The following is a 19,678-nucleotide window of genomic DNA, read 5'->3' as shown; positions in this document are numbered from 1 at the left end:
AGTTACCTTTGTATTGTTTCATAGTCAAAAGAACTGAAGAACAACGAGAGAGCGATGAACACAACTTTTGAAAGAGATTTAGAAGCCAAAGGTTTTATTGATATTCCAATAGATCCCACTATTGATCTGGTAGAAGAAATCAATAGGCTTAAAAAAGAAAAAAACGCAGTTATTCTGGCACATTATTACCAGGAATCGGAAATACAGGATTTAGCGGATTACATCGGCGATAGTTTAGGTTTATCGCAACAAGCAGCTAAAACAGATGCCGATGTGATTGTATTTGCCGGTGTACACTTCATGGCGGAGACAGCAAAGATACTTTCACCGACCAAAAAAGTTTTGTTACCTGACCTGAAAGCAGGCTGTTCCCTCTCCGACAGCTGTCCGCCACATCTATTTGCGAAGTTTAAAGAACAATATCCCGATCATCTGGTGATTACATACGTCAACTGTACTGCAGAGCTGAAAGCATTATCGGATATCGTATGTACCTCCAGCAATGCTGTACAGATTGTAGAAAGTCTTCCCGAAAGTCAAAAGATCATCTTTGGTCCCGACCGTAATCTGGGCGACTATGTGAAAAGAAAAACGGGTCGTAATCTGGTCTTATGGAATGGCGCTTGTATGGTGCATGAAATATTCTCACAGGAGAAAATCGATACACTTCGGAGTGCATATCCGGATGCGAAATTTATCGCCCATCCCGAATGTGAGGATCATATCTTAGCGCAGGCTGATTTTATAGGCTCCACTTCCGGGATGTTAAAATTTACAATAGAAGATCCCGGTAATACATATATTGTGGCTACAGAGTCCGGTATTTTGCACCAGATGCAGAAAGCCAGTCCACACAAGACATTCATTCCGGCTCCGCCAAATAATGCCTGTGCCTGTAACGACTGTCCACACATGAAACTCAATACGTTGGAAAAGCTATATAATTGCCTGTATTACGAACAACCGGAAATTATTCTTTCTGCGGACGTTATCAGCCGCGCGCGCAAACCTATTGAGCGTATGTTGGATATATCAGCTAAGTTGGGACTGTAATAACTACGAAAGATGTTTGATAACATAGAAAAAACGGATATAAATGAATTAGGAGAGTTTGGCTTGATCCAGCATCTGACACAAGCCATAGTACTCACCGAAAAATCCACGGTAAATGGTATTGGTGATGACGCAGCTGTTTTGGACTTCTCCAACAAGAAGACGTTGATCTCTACCGATCTGCTGTTAGAAAATGTTCATTTTGATTTACGGTATGTTCCTTTGAAGCATCTGGGATATAAAGCGGTCCAAGTCAATCTCAGCGATATCTATGCAATGAACGGAATAGCCTCGCAGATTACCTTTTCCATCGGACTATCTTCCAAATTTCCTTTAGAAGCTATCGAAGAGATATACGAAGGTGCATTGATTGCCTGTAAGAAATACAATGTCGATCTCGTCGGTGGAGACACTTCCTCTTCTACGCAAGGCTTGGTGATTTCGGTCACCAGTATTGGCTATGCAGATGAAGATAAAATTGCCTATCGCTCTACCGCGAAAGAAGGTGATCTATTGTGTGTATCCGGTGACTTAGGTGGTGCTTATGTAGGTTTGCAGCTTTTGGAACGTGAAAAGCAGATATTTTTAGAAAATCCAAATATTCAACCCGATTTAGAGGGTAAGGATTATATTGTCGAGCGCCAACTGAAACCCGAAGCACGGAAAGACATTGTGGAATTGCTGGAAGAGTTGCACGTGAAACCGAACGCTATGATCGACGTTTCTGATGGGCTTGCTTCGGAGATCCTGCATATCTGTAAAGATTCCAACGTAGGTTGTAAATTGTATGAAGATAAAATACCGATCGATCCTATGACATACGAAACAGCTCGTGAATTTGGTTTAGATCCTACAGTATGTGCGCTGAGCGGTGGCGAAGATTATGAATTGTTGTTTACCGTTCCTCAGTCTGATCACGATAAACTTAAAGGTCAATTGGATATTTCCATCATTGGCTACATAACCGAGGCTTCGGCCGGTTGCCAAATGATTTCCAAATCAGGAAATGTACATGAAATAAAAGCCCAAGGTTGGAATTCTTTAAAAAAATAAAATACAAATGAATAAATTTCTTCTGTTGATCCTCCTTCCTCTCGTTTTTACAGCTTGCAAAAATAAAGAAGCCAGGGTTTATGAGCTTGTAACGGCGTATAATGAAAATAAGGAAGCCATTTCGAATGCGACTTTAAAGCATACCAAGGCATACAGTTTAGATAAACGAACCGTAAGTCTGGATTTCATCTTTAATACCAAAAACGATACTTTCGGTGAACCGTATACCCATGAATTGTCTGCCATTTTGACGCAGGTCGATCAAAAATATCCCGAATGTAAAAAGCTTATAAAAGATGGAATGGAGTTTAAGCTTCGAATCTATAATGCTTTCGGAATTAAGATGACGGAATTTCCATTAGAAATAGATACAGAGGGTAAACTTCAAGCGAATATATAATCCTAATCATTTTCCTTTTTCTTACCTTTAGGCTGATAGTCATATATAAATGGTATGAAAAAGCCTATCTGGATACCTTCTGAGCAGTATATTAAATCTTCTATACTGTATAGTTTCCAACACTATGTTGAACAGGCGTACAACAGATGTTTTTTAGATTATACGGCCTTTTACCAATGGTCCATAGCTCGATCTGAAGATTTCTGGCAAGCCATTCTGACGTATTTTAATATAGACTTTCTGGGTACTTATGAACAGGCACTAACAGAAGAAAAGGGATCAGATACCTTTATAGCCGCCCGTTGGTTTGATGGAATTTCATTAAGCTATGCCGAACATATTTTTAAACAGGCTCATCCAAAAAGACCGGCGTTAAAATATGGCAGCGAAACAAACGAATATGTAGAGGTATCCTGGCAGGAGTTGACCGACAAAGTAAGTGTACTTCAACAGTTTCTTGTGGAAAAAGGTGTTAAAAAAGGAGACCGGGTTGTTGGCGTCTTAAATAATACAGCTGAAACCATAGTCCTATTTTTAGCGGTGAATTCCTTAGGTGCCATATGGTCCTGCTGTTCGCCGGATTTTGGAGACAAAAGTATCTTAGACCGATTCAGCCAGATAGAGCCAAAGGTTTTATTTATCGAAACTTCCTACCAATATAACGGGAAGACTTTTTCAAAAAAAGAAACTTTAAAGCAATTACAAAAAGATATTAAGACCTTAGAAGTTGTTGTAGATGTACATTCCTTTGATTTTGAGCGTATATTTTTAGATTACAATCCCACGGCATTAAAATTTACCAAAGTTCCGTTTTCGCATCCCATATGGATTTTATATTCTTCAGGCACTACAGGTAAACCTAAAGCTATTACCCATAGTACAGGAGGAAATCTTTTAGAGCATTATAAAGCGTTGGCTATTCACCAGAATGTGCAAGTCGGAGATAACTTTTTATGGTATACAACTACCGGCTGGATGATGTGGAATTACGCCTTATCCGCTTTGCTCTGTGGTGCCACGCTCTGCTTGTTTGATGGAGCTATACATTATCACGATCATACGGATTTCTGGAATTTTGTAAAACGCGCTGATGTACAGCATTTAGGTGGCGGTGCAGCTTATTTTTCAGCTATACATGATTTGGAAATCAAAGATTATCAGCCTAAAGTGATCGGTTCTACCGGATCACCTTTACCAGCAGCTACATTTGAAAATCTACAACAGAAGTTCCCTGATGCACATATTATTTCATTAAGTGGCGGAACAGATGTATGCAGTGCATTTTTATCCGGCTGTGCGTATTTGCCTGTATATGCAGGTGAAATTCAATGTCGGACCTTGGGATCTGATATTGTGGCGTTAAACGACGAAGGTGAGGAAGTCTATAATGAAGTAGGTGAACTGGTTATTAAACAACCTATGCCTTCTATGCCGCTTTACTTTTGGGGTGATGAGAAGAATGAAAAGTATAAGGAAAGCTATTTTTCAGCACAAGCTGGAGTATGGCGTCACGGTGACTGGATTTTGATCAACGATCGGGGTGGCGTCGTGATCTATGGCCGATCGGATGCTACATTGAATAGAGGAGGTGTGCGTATCGGTACGGCAGAGATTTACAACGTGGTCAATACATTGGATGGTATACAGGATAGTCTGGTCATCGCTGTGGATAACCAAAAGGGCGAAAGCAAAATGATTCTTTTTGTGCAATTAGAATCGGGTCAACTTTTAGATACTATCGTACATACGATAAAAAGCGAACTCCGAAAACAATACAGCCCCCGTCATATTCCCGATCTTTTTTATGCCGTAAAAGATATACCGTATACCTTAAGTGGAAAAAAGCTCGAAATACCGATACGGAAGATTTTTTCAGGCTATCCAGTAGAAAAAGCCGTTTCTAAAGATATTATGCGTAATCCCGAGTGCTTAGCAGCCTATGTCGAACTGAGCAATATGGCAGGCTATTACACTTGAATTACCCCGACATTATAGCGTGGAATATCCGGGTTATGGGAAGCCGCTTCAATCCCTATTGACACAATCTTTCGGGTTTCTTTGGGGTCGATCACCCCATCTACCCAAAGCCGGGCGGCAGCATAGTAAGGACTCAATTGTTCGTTATATTGCTGCTCAATGGCAGAAAGACGTTCTTTTTTTTCTTCTTCGGAAAGTGAAACCCCTTTCGCTTTTAGGGTTGCTTCCTGTATTTGCAGCAATGTTTTTCCAGCGGAAGCCCCACTCATAACGGCCATTTGGGCCGTTGGCCAGGCATAAATCAGTCGCGGGTCATAAGCCTTTCCGCACATCGCATAGTTTCCCGCACCATAACTATTTCCGACAACGAATGTAAATTTGGGTACGACAGAATTGGCCATAGCATTGACCATCTTTGCACCGTCCTTGATAATTCCCCCTTGTTCTGACCGACTGCCCACCATAAAACCTGTTACATCCTGAAAAAACACGAGCGGTATCCTTTGTTGATTACAATTCATGATAAAACGAGCAGCTTTATCCGCCGAATCAGAATAGATGACCCCGCCCATTTGCATTTCTTGCATCCCTCCTGGCTTTTTAACCTTTACCATTTCACGTTGATTTGCCACGATACCCACTGCCCAGCCGTCGATGCGTGCAAGCGCACAGATCAAGGTTTTACCATAATCCTTTTTGTATTCTTCAAGCGATCCCTCATCGACGATCGCTTCTAAAATCTGAAGCATATTATATGGTTTTAACCGATCTTCAGGCAAGTTGGTGTATATGCTCGTATAATCGAGCTTAGGTTCTTGCGGTTGACTTCTTGAAAATACGGATTTTGGTGTGTCACCGAATTTATCTACTATATTTCTTATGGCATCTAAGCAGTGTTCATCATCGGGATAGGTATTATCTGTCACACCCGATATTTCGGAATGTGTGCTTGCCCCACCCAGTGTTTCGTTGTCGATAACCTCTCCGATAGATGATTTAACTAAATAAGAACCGGCCAAGAAAACAGAGCCTGTGCCTTCAACGATCAAAGCATAGTCGGACATGGCAGGTAAGTAAGCGCCGCCAGCCACACAAGATCCCATGATGGCAGATATCTGCGGAATACCCATAGCCGATATTTTAGCATTATTTCGAAACACACGTCCAAAGTGTTCCTTGTCCGGAAAGATTTCGTCTTGCATAGGTAGATAGACACCAGCGGAATCGACCAGGTAAATAATAGGAAGATGATTTTCTATCGCTATTTCCTGTGCCCGAAGATTCTTTTTTCCGGTGATCGGAAACCAGGCGCCGGCTTTTACTGTCGCATCGTTCGATACAACGATGCAGAGCCGGCCTTTTATATAGCCCATGACCACCACCACTCCTCCATTGGTACACCCGCCATGTTCTTCGTAAAGACCGTCACCTGCAAATATACCGATCTCTACGTACGCCCTATCCTCATCCAAAAGGTAAGCGATCCGCTCCCATGCCGTCATTTTACCCTTATCTTTATGCTTTTCAATCTTTTCAATCCCGCCTCCCAAAAGAAGTTTTTCATATTTGATCTGACGGATTTTAAGTAGGTTTTCCATACTTCGTGCTTCTCGTATTTAAAACTTTTCAATCCGCAGATTGTTTTGATCTATGAGAATATGCAGGTTTTTAATGGGGAGTAAAACTTAAAAATATGACGTTTTACAGCGAGGACGAAGAACAATTAAGGATGATCCGCACGAGTGCGAGGGATTTTGCCGATACTTACATCCGACCACATGTTATGGACTGGGATGAAAGTCAACATTTCCCGGTCGACCTATTTAAGAAAATGGGTGAATATGGATTTATGGGTGTGTTGATTCCCGAACAATACAACGGCGTGGGTTTGGGTTATCCGGAGTATATTACCATTTTAGAAGAAATATCCGAAGTCTGTGGTTCGATAGGTCTTTCCTTGGCCGCTCATAATTCTTTATGCAGTAACCATATCCTTTCTTTCGCAAATGAAGAACAGAAATCGAAATATCTTCCTAAACTGGCAACAGCCGAATGGATTGGTGCCTGGGGACTTACAGAAACCAGCTCCGGTTCAGATGCGGCAAGTCTGACTACTACAGCGGTCCGGGAAGGGGATTATTGGATTCTAAATGGATCTAAAACGTTCATTACACATGCGATCAGCGGAGACATTACTGTCGTCATGGCACGTACAGGCGAAAAAAGAGATAATCACGGTGTCACGGCCTTTATTATCGAAAAAGGTACTCCCGGATTTACAGCAGGTAAAAAGATCAACAAATTAGGTATGCGAGCTTCAGAAACGGCCAGTCTGTTTTTTGACCATTGTCGTGTCCATCAGGATCAGGTGATCGGCAATGTCGGCGAAGGTTTTATTCAAGCGTTAAAACTATTGGACGGCGGTCGGATATCCATAGCCGCCCTTTCTTTGGGAATAGCACGTGGAGCCTATGCATGTGCCTTACGGTATGCGAACGAACGGGAGCAGTTCAATCGAAAAATATACGATTTTCAGGATGTGTCATTTAAGCTGGCCGATATGGCAACTAAAATAGATGCTGCCGAACTATTAATACGAAGAGCAGGATACCTAAAAGATGCAGGTGAAAAAGTGACCAAAGAAAGTGCGATGGCTAAGTACTATGCGTCTGAAGTAGCCGTAGAAGTATCTAATGCGAGTGTGCAGATACATGGCGGGTACGGGTTTACAAAAGACTACCCGGCTGAAAAATATTTTAGAGATGCCAAGCTCTGCACGATCGGTGAGGGAACCAGTGCGATACAAAAAATGGTCATTGCACGTGAAATACGGAAAGATGTCGGTCAATAACTCCATCGTAAATCTGGTAGAGTGTCCGCGGGACGCCATTCAAGGAATATTACACTTTATACCCACATCAAAGAAGATTGCCTATATCAACAATCTAATTGCGAGTAATCTTTTTGAATATATTGATTTTGGAAGCTTTGTATCACCCCGAGCGGTTCCACAGATGAAAGATACTGCTGCCCTATCGGAAGGAATAGAAAAGATAAATGATACCAAGCTGCTAGCCATCATAGCCAATGAAAAAGGAGCAGAAATCGGCTCAAGATTTGAAAAAATAGACTTTTTGGGTTATCCCTTTTCTATTTCAGAAACCTTTCAACAGCGCAATACTAACACCACTATTGAACAGTCCTATCAACGCGTACAGCATATCTGCGATATCTTGTCCGCAGGCAGGCAAAAACTGGTCATTTATATATCTATGGCTTTTGGAAATCCGTATGGTGATAGCTGGACAGCGGATATGGTATTGGAATGGGTGGACAAGTTGTCGCAATTGGGTATCAAGCGCTTTTCGGTAGCAGATACGACCGCCCAAGCAGATCCGCAGCAAATAGAAGACCTTTTTACGCGTCTGCTATCAACATATCCCGATCTGGACTGGAGTGCCCATTTTCATAGTCGTGTAGAAAATGCGTTGCTTAAAATCGAGTCGGCTTACCGATCGGGTTGTCGGCGCTTTGAAGGTGCCCTTTTAGGTTTTGGCGGATGCCCTTTTGCCAAGGATGATCTCGTCGGTAATATGCCTACAGAGCTTTTATTGGATAGGTTTTGGACTGATAAATCGACGAAGGTTACGCATTTGATGGAAAATTTTCAAGATCTGATACGGAAAGATGAGGACTTATAATTACATAAAAATAGAAAAAAAGGATTTTCGATTTATTTTGACCTTGGCTCGTCCGGAGAAGCGCAATGCATTTACACCGACTATGGTCAATGAGATTGCACATGCTTTTCATGACGCTAACGAAGATGATGCTATAAAAGTTGTTATCATTAAAGCAGAAGGCCCGGTATTTTGTGCCGGTATGGATTTGGATACCTTTGCACATCCGGAATTAGATAAGACCAATCCGACGATCGAAAACGAAAATATCTCCCTTGGTGAAGTTTTTGACCGACTGCTCAAACCATCTGTAGCTTTCGTGGAAGGTGATGTGATCGCAGGAGCTTTTTTGATCCTGTTGGGTTGTACGTATGTGTATTGTAAACGTGACGTGCGGTTTCGATTGCCGGAATTAGCTTTAGGAATTTTTCCATTTCAGGTCATGGCGAGCTTATTGAAGGTTATGCCTGAAAAGAAGGTGTTGCAGCTGTGCCTAGATACAGGCTACTTTTCTTCAGCAAAAGCTATAGCATATGGTATCGTCGATGGTTACCTGGATGAATTAGATACCGTCGGATTTTTGAAAAAATTTGAAGAGATGAATGTTGTTGCTGTTATCAACGGTTTCAAGGCCATGAAAGCACTGCCATCGATAAGCCCTGACCAAAAGTATACCTTTCTTTTACGTTGTTTGGAGAAACTGAAACGATAAAATTTTTATAACACACCCAAATAAACGGAGTCCGAAAAGGTTTCCTCATAGACATTCGTAAATGCTATACACACATGTAGGGGGTTTGTCGTTCTTTGCAAAATAGGATGGGTTACAACACATTCTCCGGCAGAAGCTTTGACTTCAGCGGGCAGGAATCCAACCTCTCCTTCTACATCATATAATACGATGTGTATTTTGTAGAATTCGTTTGTATACTGTGGATTGACATTCCAATAGATTGTTACGGATCCTTCTTCCCTGTCCATACGTCCCCCTGTTGGTGTCGCCAGAGCTCCCCGGAATAACAGTACTTTTTGCGGATTGACAAAAGGATTATTGTTTTCGTCAAGTTCTATACATTCTTTAAAAACATGCGATTGCGCTAATTGTACAGGGCCAACACGACTTCCTTTTGGAGCAAGATTTTTATAACCATAACGGACTATAGGTGTCAAGTGACCTAAAAATTGGGCGGCTACTTTTATTTTTTTCCGATTCAGTAGCACAGCTTCGGTAGGTTTCTTACTGGATGGACGACGTGCACCACGAATTATATTTTGGCCGTTTAATACATACCCATACACGCTTCCTACTTTCCCGGTAAAATGTCCGTTTGGTCCATCATTTTGTATAGCCATGATATTTCTGATTAAAGTAAAAGGTTACTTACATAATTTATTCGGCTCAAATATATATATAATAATACATTAAAATGCCATTTTAATAGAGTCTATATACCCTTTATAGGGATATAGTATGGTAATTAACCCTGTTATACCCCTACTAACCCCCTGTAATACCCCTATAAATACGCTGTAAATAGGAATGATAGTTCCTAAACATCATGAAGGCAATAGACTATTATCCCACACCCTCCTATTTTGAAAGTTCGTCGATTATGTAGATATTAGTGGACTAATCAAGAGGAATGATCAATGGCTCTCGCACCGTTATCCGATGAACATAACTTGCTGGAGCACCTGCGTGAAGGCGATAGGGTGGCCTTTACTACGTTATATAACCGCTATTGGCGTAAGCTTTTCGTAGTTGCCACCAACAAACTGAAAGATCCGGCTATTGCCGAAGAGATTACACAGGATATATTTGCCGACCTTTGGGTCAGGCGGGAATCCCTGGCTATTAGAGGTAGTTTGGAATCTTATCTTGCTGTGGCATTAAAATACAAGGTCATCGATATTATGGCACATGAGCAGCATCGACGTCGATATGTAAATACGTTAACCGGAAATGCACATGTAGATGATTCCACAAGACAGTGGTTAGATTACGAAGAGCTGCGGCATCGATTGGAGACACTTGTAAATAAGCTTCCCGAAAAATGCCGTATCGTGTATGCACTTCGACAAGGGGGCAACAGCCAGAAGGAAATTGCTCAGCAATTAGGTATTAGTACAAATACGGTGGAGAACCATCTGGCGAAAGCCTATAAACTCATCCGGCAGCGGCTCCACTACACCAAACAAATTATCTACTTTCAGGTTTTTAAAATTTTTTCATTGGACACGTAGTGGAAAAGTTGCTGTCGCCCGACCTATATGATAAACAAGCGACAGTATGCACCCTTACGAACGTAATAAGCGATATTATGAACTGGCCGAAAAATGGAAAAACGGCACGATTACTCCAGAGGAAGAGCAGGAGTTTGCCTATTGGTATGCCGGAGACCAAGACGATCCCGTATTTCTTAGCGAAGAATTTGTACGTAGCGAGGCTGAACACGAAGAGCGGATGCTTGCCGGTGTATATCAGAAATCTTGGCCACACAAAAATAAACGTAAATTAATACGCCGCTGGTTGCCTTACGCTGCAGCTGTCCTGCTTGCAGCTACTTTCATCACTTACTTTACAGTTTCTAACAATCGACAGCTCGTAGTCGAAGATTCCACTATAGCAGATGTTATGCCGGGTGGTAACCGCGCTACGCTCACTTTAGCAGATGGGCGGACAGTTACCTTGGACGAGAATCAACAGGGAATTGTTATCGGGGACGGTAACATCACATATAACGATGGATCTTCACTTGAGATTGGCTCTAATAAAACTTACGGCCGAGGCGAAATAGCACAAATGGTTCTGACAACACCAAAAGGGGGCACGTATCAACTCACCCTCCCCGACGGATCCCGGGTATGGCTTAATGCGACGACTACGCTGAAATATCCGTCCCGATTCTCGGAAGAGGGGAGAGTTGTTTATTTGGATGGTGAAGCCTATTTCGAGGTTCAAAAAAAGAAAAGTGAAATTCGGGATGAAGAAGGAAAAATATTAAAAAGGAATGTACCATTCAAGGTAGTGAGTACAGGGCAGACGGTAGAGGTCTTAGGCACGGAATTCAACGTCTCTTCCTACGCGGATGAACCTGAAGTCAGAACCACATTAGTAGAGGGTAAGGTAAATGTACGTATTAATGATATAAAAGGTACGGTACGACACGTACAACTACTGCCCGGTACACAGGCTGTTGTACATGGACAGCAATTGGAAGTTAAACACGTGAATACCGAGAAATATGTAGCTTGGAAAAGCGGACGTTTTTATTTTGACCACACACCTATTGAAGATGTCTTACGGCAGCTTGCACGTTGGTATAACGTTGAAGTTGTTTATACAGATGATATCCCGCGTGAAACATTCTCCGGTGAAATGGATCGAAATCTGTCTTTACAGGAAGCACTGAAACTGCTGAATGTATCAGCGGTCCGTGCCAAGTTAGCCGATGGAAATAGATTGCTTGTCAATTGAGTTTCCACAGATAAAGAATTTAACCATTTTTTTAACCTTAAAAACAACATGCGAATGGAACCTTAGAAGTTATACAATACACCTGTCCGTTGAGAACGAAATAAGGGAAGTGCGGCAAACACTCCCCCTCATGTTTGGACAACATCAGTTGATAAACCGAAAATTTAATAACCGATTTTTTTATTTACCCAAACGTACAAATCTAATGATTATAAACGTATTTTCCGAACAGAGCACCATACTCAGATGGTCTGTTGGAAAGAAAAAACAAATATGGCGTATTATGAAATTGACGTCGTTTCTCTTATTGTGGGGCTGCCTGTGTGTCAGTGCTGCCAGCTATTCACAGACGGTTACGTTGAAGATGAACAAGAAACCGCTGCGTGAGGTACTCGTATCGATCAAAAAACAGACCGGCTATCTGATCATGTTTAATGACCGGTTTGTCAAACCGGATATGTTAGTGTCTGCCGATGTAAAAGACAAGCCCTTGGAAGAGGTGCTGGATCAACTGTTAACACCTCAACAGTTGACCTATTATATCGAAGGTAAGACGATTGCTATTAGTCATATCGATAGACCGCGATCGCCTAAGAAAGAAGAGACTGTCAGCGGAAATGTGGCTATTGCAACACAGCAAGGGCAGGTGACGGGAAAGGTAACCGATCAGGCAGGCAATGCGCTGGCTGGTGTGACGGTATCTATCAAGGAATCCTTGGTCATCACACTGACCGATGAATCCGGAAATTATCAGATTACATTACCAAACCAAACAAATATATTGGTCTTTAGCATGCTGGGTTTCCAGTCTGTCCAGCGTACAATTACGGAACCTTCTACCGTTAACGTCACCTTACAGCCTTCGGTGAGTGATTTGGACGAGGTGGTTGTTGTTGGCTACGGAGAAACAAGTCGGGCAAAGCTTACCACTGCCCAGACGTCAATCAATTCCGAGCAGATAAACCAAACGGTCAACACCACGCTGGAACAAGCTATCCAAGGCCGGGCATCTGGAGTCTACATTACGCATAATACCGGGCAACCCGGTGGCGGTATTTCCGTCAATATCCGGGGCATCAATACGATCAACGGCTCTAACGAGCCCTTATATGTGATCGATGGTATACAGATGCAAGGCGAGTCGGTAACGTTCGGCGAGCAGAGTTCTGCGAACCCCCTTGCGGGCCTCAACCCATCGGATATCGAAGATATACAGATACTGAAAGGAGCATCGGCAGCGGCCATCTATGGATCCCGGGCGACCAACGGTGTCGTGCTTATTACCACCAAGCGTGGAAAGAGCGGAACCATGCGGGTGGGGTATACCTATAGCCACAGCATACAGACAACACCAGAGCCTCGCAAAGTATTAAACCTACAGCAGTATGCTACTGTTAGCAACGAATATCATGCTATGATTGGAGATTCAGGGGTTCCGGAGTTTCGGAATCCTGCACTGTTGGGTGAAGGTACCGACTGGCAGGAAGCTTTGTTTCGGAATGCCATAATGGGCAAGCATCAGCTGAACCTTTCCGGAGGTAATGACAATACAACCTACTACCTGTCCGGGGAATACCTGGATCAGGGAGGAATAGCGGAGGGCTCGGGCTTCGAAAGGTACGGTACCCGTCTGAACCTGGACAACAAGCCGCGGAAATGGCTGGCCCTTGGTGCCAACCTGAGCTTTAGCCAAACGGATGAATCGCTGACCACCAGCAGTCAGAGCTTGGTTAATACGGCACTGCGCCTGAGCCCGCAGATCCCCGTAAAAAACCTGGATGGCTCCTGGGGTGGAGGAGACGATATTAATGGTGCCAATATTAACGCACCGGTAAACCCCGTTGCCATTGCCAACCTCATAGAGAATAGTTATGTACGCCGGCAGTTTTTAGGCGGTGTCAACCTGCGTGTTGATATCCTGAAAGGGTTACAGTTCCGTACGGATTTTAATGCAAACTACGAGTACACCAATGCCCTATATTATATTCCAGAATACAAGATTGGTTGGGCCGCAAATGATATTGCTTCCCTAAAAGAATCCAACCGATTGTCAAATTATTGGAGATGGAACCAGCTCCTGGAGTACAAGCGTGAATTCGGCAAGCACAACGTGCTGCTGATGGCTTCCCATGAAGCACAGGGCTCCGCCAGACGGAATCTTGAAGGTCGACGTACCGGCTTTCTGACCGATGATATCCGGGATCTGCAAGGCGGTGACCCGCTGACGGCCAGCAACAAGGGCGGCTCGTCAGAATGGGCTATGGAATCCTACTTGGGTCGTCTGAACTACGATTACGACGACAAATACCTTTTGTCCGCGACAGTACGTCGGGACGGTTCGGTGAATTTTGGAGACAATAATAAATGGGGTACTTTCCCTTCGGCATCCGCTGCATGGCGGGTGGCTCAGGAGGACTTCTTTAACGTGCCGTTCATCAGCGAGCTGAAGCTACGCGCCGAGGTCGGCCTGACGGGCAACCAGGGCTGGGGTACGTATATCTATGCACCAATGGCACCGGTGGCCACACCAACCGGTACCGGATTCTTGGCGTCGCGCTATAACAACCCGGACCTGAAATGGGAGGAAACATTCGTTAAAAATATCGGCCTCAATGTAGGCCTCTTCCAGAACAAGGTGGAAGTGGAATTTGATGCCTTCATAAAAAATACAGACAACCTGCTCATGATCAATCTGCTGCCCTGGTATCTGGGCACCAACGGCACCGGATCGGTAGGGGCACCGATGGTTAATATCGGTGCGCTGGAAAACAAGGGCCTGGAGCTGAGCATACGGACGACCAATATCGAGACAGACCGATTCACCTGGAAGACGAACTTCAATGTTTCTACTTTCCGCACGAAGATCGAGCGCTTTTATTCCGAAACAGCTTTCCTTAATCGGATATCGACCTGGATGGACAACTGGACACAGCGGGCCGCTGTAGGCGAGACACCGTGGCTATTCCGGGGTTATATGGAAGATGGGCTGTTCCAGTCGGTGGATGAGATCAATGCCAGTGCGGTGCCGGTGGACAATAACGGCAACCGTTTGCCCGTGGGGGAAGATGGTCTCTGGGTAGGGGATGTCAAGTTTAAAGATGTTAGCGGTCCGGATGGTGTGCCGGATGGGATGATCAACGAATACGACGAAACCAATATCGGTAACCCGTTCCCGAAATGGTTCGGCGGGCTGACCAATACCTTTTCGTACAAAGGATTTGATATGAGTATCCTGTTGACAGGTGCTTTTGGGAATGACGTCTATAATTACATTGCCAAGCGCAATTCCAATCCCAATAATATTTATGTGTCGCAGAACTTCTTGATTGATGCCATGGATTATGCCAAGCCGATTATCGGAGATGGTGGAAAAGTGGTTTTGGAGGATCCAAATGCTGCTGTACCTCGGATAACATTAGATAAAAATGGCAACAACCATTCTCGCCATACCGATCGCTGGGTGGAAGATGGCTCCTTTGTCCGGATCAAGAACATCACGTTGGGGTATAACCTGCCTACTCGCTGGCTATCCAAGCAAAAAATAGTTTCGGGGATCCGTATCACGGGTAGTGCACAGAATATCTACACCTTCACGAAGTATACGGGTTATGATCCCGAAGTGGGTGCCTATATAGACTATGCGGCCAGCGCGCAGAATCAGGCTATAGGTATTGATTATGGCCGGTATCCGCTAACTCCCGTTTATACGTTCAGCATAGGTGTTAATTTTTAAAATAAGACAGATCATGAAATGTAAATTCAACTTTTATATAACCGGGTCATTCCTGATGGTCATATTATTGAGCGCGGCCTGCTCCAAGGATTTTTTGCGCAAGCCTCCTGTCGATGCTATTGTGGATGCTAGTTTTTTTCAGACCGATGAGCAGGTACTGGCCGCTACGGCACCACTGTACAGCAAGGTGTGGTTCGACTACAATACTCGTTCTTCTTATTCCATCGGCGATATGCGCTCGGGGGTGATGTATTCACCTTTTACTAATCAGGATGACGTGTTGTTCAAAACGAGTGGCCTTACCTTGGAAAATGGATCCGCCTGGCGGGCACTCTTCAATGTGGTGGGGCAGTCCAATATTACGATCCAGAACATTGAAAAGTATGCAGGACCGGCCGTATCCGCTAATATTAAAGCTCATGCCCTAGCAGAAGCCCGTTTTATGCGGGCAGTAGCCTACAGCTATCTGGTGATGAACTGGGGACCAGTGCCGATTATCGAAGACAACCGGGCTTTGTTTACCGATACCACGGTCGCACGGAATACGATAGAAAGTGTATGGAGATACGTTTGTGAGGAAATGGAGGCCGTTGCCGATATACTGCCCGATCAGCCCATCCGCGTCGGCCGGGTGACCAAATGGTCGGCCGAGGGCATGTTGGCCCGTTTTTATCTGGCTCGGTCGGGCGTAGCGGCCAATGGTGCTGGCACACGTGACCAGGCCATGCTGGATAAGGCTAAGGAGTATGCCGACCGGGTGATCAAATTGAGCGGGGCCGAGCTTCTGGAGGATTATTACAATCTGTTTCTGTACCCTTACGACAATAATTCCGAGTCGCTTTTCTCGCTGCAATGGGTCTTTTCCCCCGGCGAGTGGGGCACACAGAATACGGTTCAACAGGATCTTGCTTTTGGTCCGGCGATCACCGATGGCGATGGCTATGGATCATCCAAGGGAGCCACCTGGTGGTTGGCAACTATGTATGAGGGAATTCAGGAGATGCCGGACGGCACTTTGCAAGGGAACCCGCTGGATAAACGGATGAAAGCAACCTTTATGCTGCCGGGCACCCGCTATCCCGAGATCACGCAGTCGCTGCCCGATGGCACCGAACAGCCACTGATCGTCCCTTTTACACCGGGCACGGCTGGTAGTAACTATAATTACATGAATGTCAAAAAATATGTGATCGGTAAGTCCAAGGACACCGGGGGAAATTCGGATAAACAATACTACCCGAACGATACCTACATGCTCCGCTTAGCGGAAATGTACCTGATCTACGCCGATGCAGAGCTGGGCAACCAGGCGTCAACGGCGGATCCGACAGCATTGGCATATTTTAATAAAGTACATACCCGTGCCCTACCGGCGCCCTACGAAGACCCACTGACCGCTGACGTGATTTTCAAAGAAAAGATACTGGAGTTTGCCATGGAAGGAAGAGCTTGGTACGACTTGGTGGCTATGCATTATTACGATAAACAACGGGTATACGGTATCCTGAACAGCCAGTACCGCTATATATTCTTTATTGAACCCAACCAGTTTCCGGACCCGACTTCATGGACCATGACCAAAACCGTTTGGGCTGAACCCGCGCTGGAGTATATAAATGCGCATGATGGCAATTTTTATATGCCGATACCTTCGGCAGAAATTAGTCAGGCGCCTAATCTGCGCAAGGAGCCAGTAGATTATTTTGCGCAATAACCACATGATTAAACGATATATTATGAGAAAATTATATAACATCATCGGCTTACTGATGCTGACAATCGTTGCGATTGTCGGTTTTCAGTCCTGTGAAAAGAAAGAACTGCCGAACGACGGGAAGCCTACTGTCCGGTATGTAAGTCTTACTGATCCGGCCTCTTCGGATTCCCTGATTGTTGCGGGATATCAAGGACAATTGATCGCATTGGTGGGCGATAACCTGGAAGAAACAACAGAGATTTGGTTCAATGACCAGCAGGCCCTTCTGACACCTCCCTATATTACGAGCCAGTCAATATTGGTGCGCGTGCCACTGGGTGTGCCTCAGGAGGTGACCAATACCATCCGGCTTGTTTTTAAGGGCGGAGGAGAATTGGAATACGACTTTCGGGTCGTGATAGGTGCGCCGGTATTAAACAGTATGCGCTGTGAGTACGTCGCCGACGGTGAGGTGGTGGCTATCCGGGGCAGTAATTTTTACGAACCGCTGACGGTCGTCTTTTCCGGCGGCTTAGAGGCAGAGATTGTATCCGTTGAAGAAACGATCTTACAGGTTCGGGTCCCTGTAGGCGCAGAAGAAGGTCCATTGACCGTGACGTCAAACTTTGGTGAGACAGTCTCCAACTTCTGGTTGCGGGACAGCCGGAATATTTTTGTGAAAGGTGATGTGCACGGCTGGTGGGGGGCTGCATTCAAAGTCACCACCGACCCCGGACCGGAGGATCCGCAAAAAATCAATGGAACTTACATCCGGGTAAAACAGGGCATCACGTCAGGTCAGTGGCTACCAATCATGGGTGGCCCCGCATCTGCTGTGGGTGCTGATCAGGCCAAAGCCGTTCCGGACGATGCCATTGAAAATCCTGAAAACTATAACCTCAAATTTGAAGTCAATACCATCAAACCCTATTCGGCAAACATGTTCCGAATCAATGTGGGCTTATATTCCAGGATCGCGGCAACTGATTTTACAGATGGTTATGATAACACAAATTATGCCTGGCCACCGCCCTATGATACGCAAGGAGAATGGGAAACCATTGTGATACCGTTTGAGCGGGTTATGGGGAGCTATAGCAGAGACCATTCCGCAGGGGGCGTCAATCCCAACGATTGGGGCTATAACATCCGGTTACTTTTTTCCGGCCCGGGTGCGCTGGATTGTGATATGGCTTTTGATAACTTCCGCGTCGTGCCGAAGGTAAATGAAGATTAAAAATAAAGTACACATCAAAAATGTATACAATGAGCAAAATATTAAATAACAGGCTTACACTCTTTGTACTGATAAGCTGTGTGTTGTCGCTGGCATCAGCCTGTAAAAAAACAGAAAATATGGATTCGTCCACGGTCGAGCTGCTTAGCTTTGGCCCGTCGGGTGTAAGGCACGGCGAAGAGATCCGCTTTATTGGCTATAATCTGGATCGGGTAACGGAAATCGAATTTGCAGGCATTACGGTGTCCAGCACCGATTTTTTAGAACATACCGCAAAAGTAATCGTACTTGTCGTTCCCGACGGAGCGAGGAACGGGTTTGTTACACTCAAGACGTCCGAAGGTGATATCGTGACCAAAACCAAATTAAATTTCACCGTAGATGTAGAAATCGTATCCTTCCCCGCAACAGCAAAACCGGGAGATAATATTACGATCGAAGGGGTGTATATGGACTGGATCTCGCAGATAACGTTTGGCGGAAAGGTGTCCGTAGAGCAGTTTGCGAGCCAATCGCATACGGAACTCGTGGTAAGAGTGCCCTTGGAAGCCAAGACCGGTAACCTTATTCTGCGGGTAGGCAATGAAACGGTGGAGACAGAAACACCGGTCACAATGACACTACCTACGATTAGCGGTTTCGATCCCAATCCGGCCGAACCATTAGGGGAACTCACCATAACCGGGACAGACCTGGATATCGTAAAAGGGGTCATTTTTGCCGGAGTGAACGACACGATAACGGATGTTACCGTACAGTCCGCAGCGACCGAATTGTTGGTCACCGTACCGGAAGGTACCCTTGGGGGCAAAGTGACACTGCTTACCTTTTCAAATGAGCGGGTGGAGAGTACAGGGAATCTTTCTATTATAGGGGCATTACCAGTACTTGATTTTCCTATTTATATAGACGCGGCCATGGCAAGTGGTGTCGCAACAATTTACAAGTCGAGCGCTGTAACCTATGCTCTTAATGATACCGAACACGTCAGACAAGGAACATCAGCTATTAAAGTAAATTATACAAAACAATGGGATTACTTCGCCCCGATTTTTCCTACTTCTGCTCCTCTGGATATATCCGGTTACAAGAAGTTAGTATTTTCTGTCTATGGAGGACCCGGTACCGAAGGTAAACAGCTGATAGTCCCGCTGGGGGGAGGTACCAATATAGGACCTATTACCATACAAGAAGGAGAATGGACCGATTATAGCCTTTCGACAGCAGATAACGCGACTGCTACGAACGTCCTATTTCAGACTAATACAGATTGGGAAGGTTCCGTGTGGTTTGACTATATGGGTTTCAAAAATGAATAACAAATATCACGGGGGCCTAACTATTTTTTAAGAATATACTAATAAATTAAGT

Annotated in this window: 15 protein-coding genes; 13 read left to right on the top strand and 2 right to left on the bottom strand. The window is 44.7% G+C overall.

Features of this window, described 5'->3' with window-relative positions:
- Positions 1 to 54 precede the first annotated feature (54 nt).
- The 4 genes from nadA to G5B30_RS04205 are packed head-to-tail and all read left to right on the top strand — an operon-like array spanning position 55 to position 4,483.
- On the top strand, positions 55 to 1,053 hold the full coding sequence (gene nadA, locus G5B30_RS04220) for a quinolinate synthase NadA (RefSeq protein WP_165318705.1): 999 nt from the start codon (positions 55 to 57) through the stop codon (positions 1,051 to 1,053).
- A 12-nt stretch (positions 1,054 to 1,065) separates the two neighbouring features.
- The gene (thiL, locus tag G5B30_RS04215; protein WP_165318704.1) at positions 1,066 to 2,106 is read left to right on the top strand and encodes a thiamine-phosphate kinase; all 1,041 of its coding nucleotides are present in this window, start codon (positions 1,066 to 1,068) and stop codon (positions 2,104 to 2,106) included.
- 7 nt (positions 2,107 to 2,113) lie between these two features.
- Positions 2,114 to 2,506 (top strand): hypothetical protein, encoded by a 393-nt coding sequence (locus tag G5B30_RS04210; RefSeq protein WP_165318703.1) that lies wholly within the window; start codon positions 2,114 to 2,116, stop codon positions 2,504 to 2,506.
- A gap of 54 nt (positions 2,507 to 2,560) precedes the next feature.
- On the top strand, positions 2,561 to 4,483 hold the full coding sequence (locus G5B30_RS04205; RefSeq protein ID WP_165318702.1) for an acetoacetate--CoA ligase: 1,923 nt from the start codon (positions 2,561 to 2,563) through the stop codon (positions 4,481 to 4,483).
- On the opposite strand, the gene G5B30_RS04200 is transcribed toward G5B30_RS04205, so the two are convergent.
- The gene (locus tag G5B30_RS04200) at positions 4,474 to 6,081 is read right to left on the bottom strand and encodes an acyl-CoA carboxylase subunit beta (protein ID WP_165318701.1); all 1,608 of its coding nucleotides are present in this window, start codon (positions 6,079 to 6,081) and stop codon (positions 4,474 to 4,476) included. The genes G5B30_RS04205 and G5B30_RS04200 overlap by 10 nt on opposite strands.
- 95 nt (positions 6,082 to 6,176) lie before the next feature.
- Here G5B30_RS04200 and G5B30_RS04195 point away from each other — a divergent pair, with 95 nt between their 5' ends.
- Genes G5B30_RS04195 through G5B30_RS04185 form a run of 3 tightly spaced genes read left to right on the top strand, consistent with a single transcriptional unit; the run spans position 6,177 to position 8,875 of the window.
- Positions 6,177 to 7,334 (top strand): acyl-CoA dehydrogenase family protein, encoded by a 1,158-nt coding sequence (locus tag G5B30_RS04195; protein ID WP_206367007.1) that lies wholly within the window; start codon positions 6,177 to 6,179, stop codon positions 7,332 to 7,334.
- Positions 7,321 to 8,184: a hydroxymethylglutaryl-CoA lyase gene (locus tag G5B30_RS04190; RefSeq protein WP_165318700.1), complete on the top strand. Its 864-nt coding sequence runs from the start codon at positions 7,321 to 7,323 to the stop codon at positions 8,182 to 8,184. Before G5B30_RS04195 ends, G5B30_RS04190 begins: the two co-directional genes overlap by 14 nt.
- Positions 8,171 to 8,875: an enoyl-CoA hydratase/isomerase family protein gene (locus tag G5B30_RS04185; RefSeq protein ID WP_165318699.1), complete on the top strand. Its 705-nt coding sequence runs from the start codon at positions 8,171 to 8,173 to the stop codon at positions 8,873 to 8,875. The genes G5B30_RS04190 and G5B30_RS04185 overlap by 14 nt, the downstream gene beginning before the upstream one ends.
- Positions 8,876 to 8,880: 5 nt before the next feature.
- On the opposite strand, the gene G5B30_RS04180 is transcribed toward G5B30_RS04185, so the two are convergent.
- On the bottom strand, positions 8,881 to 9,516 hold the full coding sequence (locus tag G5B30_RS04180) for a DUF6266 family protein (protein WP_165318698.1): 636 nt from the start codon (positions 9,514 to 9,516) through the stop codon (positions 8,881 to 8,883).
- 297 nt (positions 9,517 to 9,813) lie between these two features.
- Between G5B30_RS04180 and G5B30_RS04175 the strand changes: the two genes are divergently transcribed.
- From G5B30_RS04175 to G5B30_RS04150, 6 genes are all read left to right on the top strand, one after another.
- On the top strand, positions 9,814 to 10,407 hold the full coding sequence (locus tag G5B30_RS04175) for an RNA polymerase sigma factor (RefSeq protein WP_165318697.1): 594 nt from the start codon (positions 9,814 to 9,816) through the stop codon (positions 10,405 to 10,407).
- A gap of 46 nt (positions 10,408 to 10,453) precedes the next feature.
- Complete coding sequence (locus tag G5B30_RS04170; protein WP_165318696.1) at positions 10,454 to 11,641, top strand: FecR family protein; 1,188 nt, start codon at positions 10,454 to 10,456, stop codon at positions 11,639 to 11,641.
- 283 nt (positions 11,642 to 11,924) lie between these two features.
- Positions 11,925 to 15,374 carry a TonB-dependent receptor gene (locus G5B30_RS04165; RefSeq protein WP_206367006.1) on the top strand — a complete coding sequence of 1,150 codons (3,450 nt, stop codon included), beginning with the start codon at positions 11,925 to 11,927 and terminating at the stop codon, positions 15,372 to 15,374.
- 13 nt (positions 15,375 to 15,387) lie between these two features.
- Positions 15,388 to 17,088: a RagB/SusD family nutrient uptake outer membrane protein gene (locus G5B30_RS04160; protein WP_165318695.1), complete on the top strand. Its 1,701-nt coding sequence runs from the start codon at positions 15,388 to 15,390 to the stop codon at positions 17,086 to 17,088.
- A 22-nt stretch (positions 17,089 to 17,110) separates the two neighbouring features.
- Positions 17,111 to 18,307 carry a glycan-binding surface protein gene (locus G5B30_RS04155; protein ID WP_165318694.1) on the top strand — a complete coding sequence of 399 codons (1,197 nt, stop codon included), beginning with the start codon at positions 17,111 to 17,113 and terminating at the stop codon, positions 18,305 to 18,307.
- Between the two features lie 29 nt (positions 18,308 to 18,336).
- Entirely contained in the window at positions 18,337 to 19,626 is a 1,290-nt protein-coding gene (locus tag G5B30_RS04150; RefSeq protein WP_165318693.1) for an IPT/TIG domain-containing protein, read from the top strand.
- Positions 19,627 to 19,678: the final 52 nt, after the last annotated feature.

It is taken from the genome of Sphingobacterium sp. SGG-5 (assembly GCF_011043525.1).
In the GTDB taxonomy this organism is placed as follows: Bacteria; Bacteroidota; Bacteroidia; order Sphingobacteriales; family Sphingobacteriaceae; genus Sphingobacterium.
This window is presented reverse-complemented; position numbering and strand designations above follow the sequence as displayed.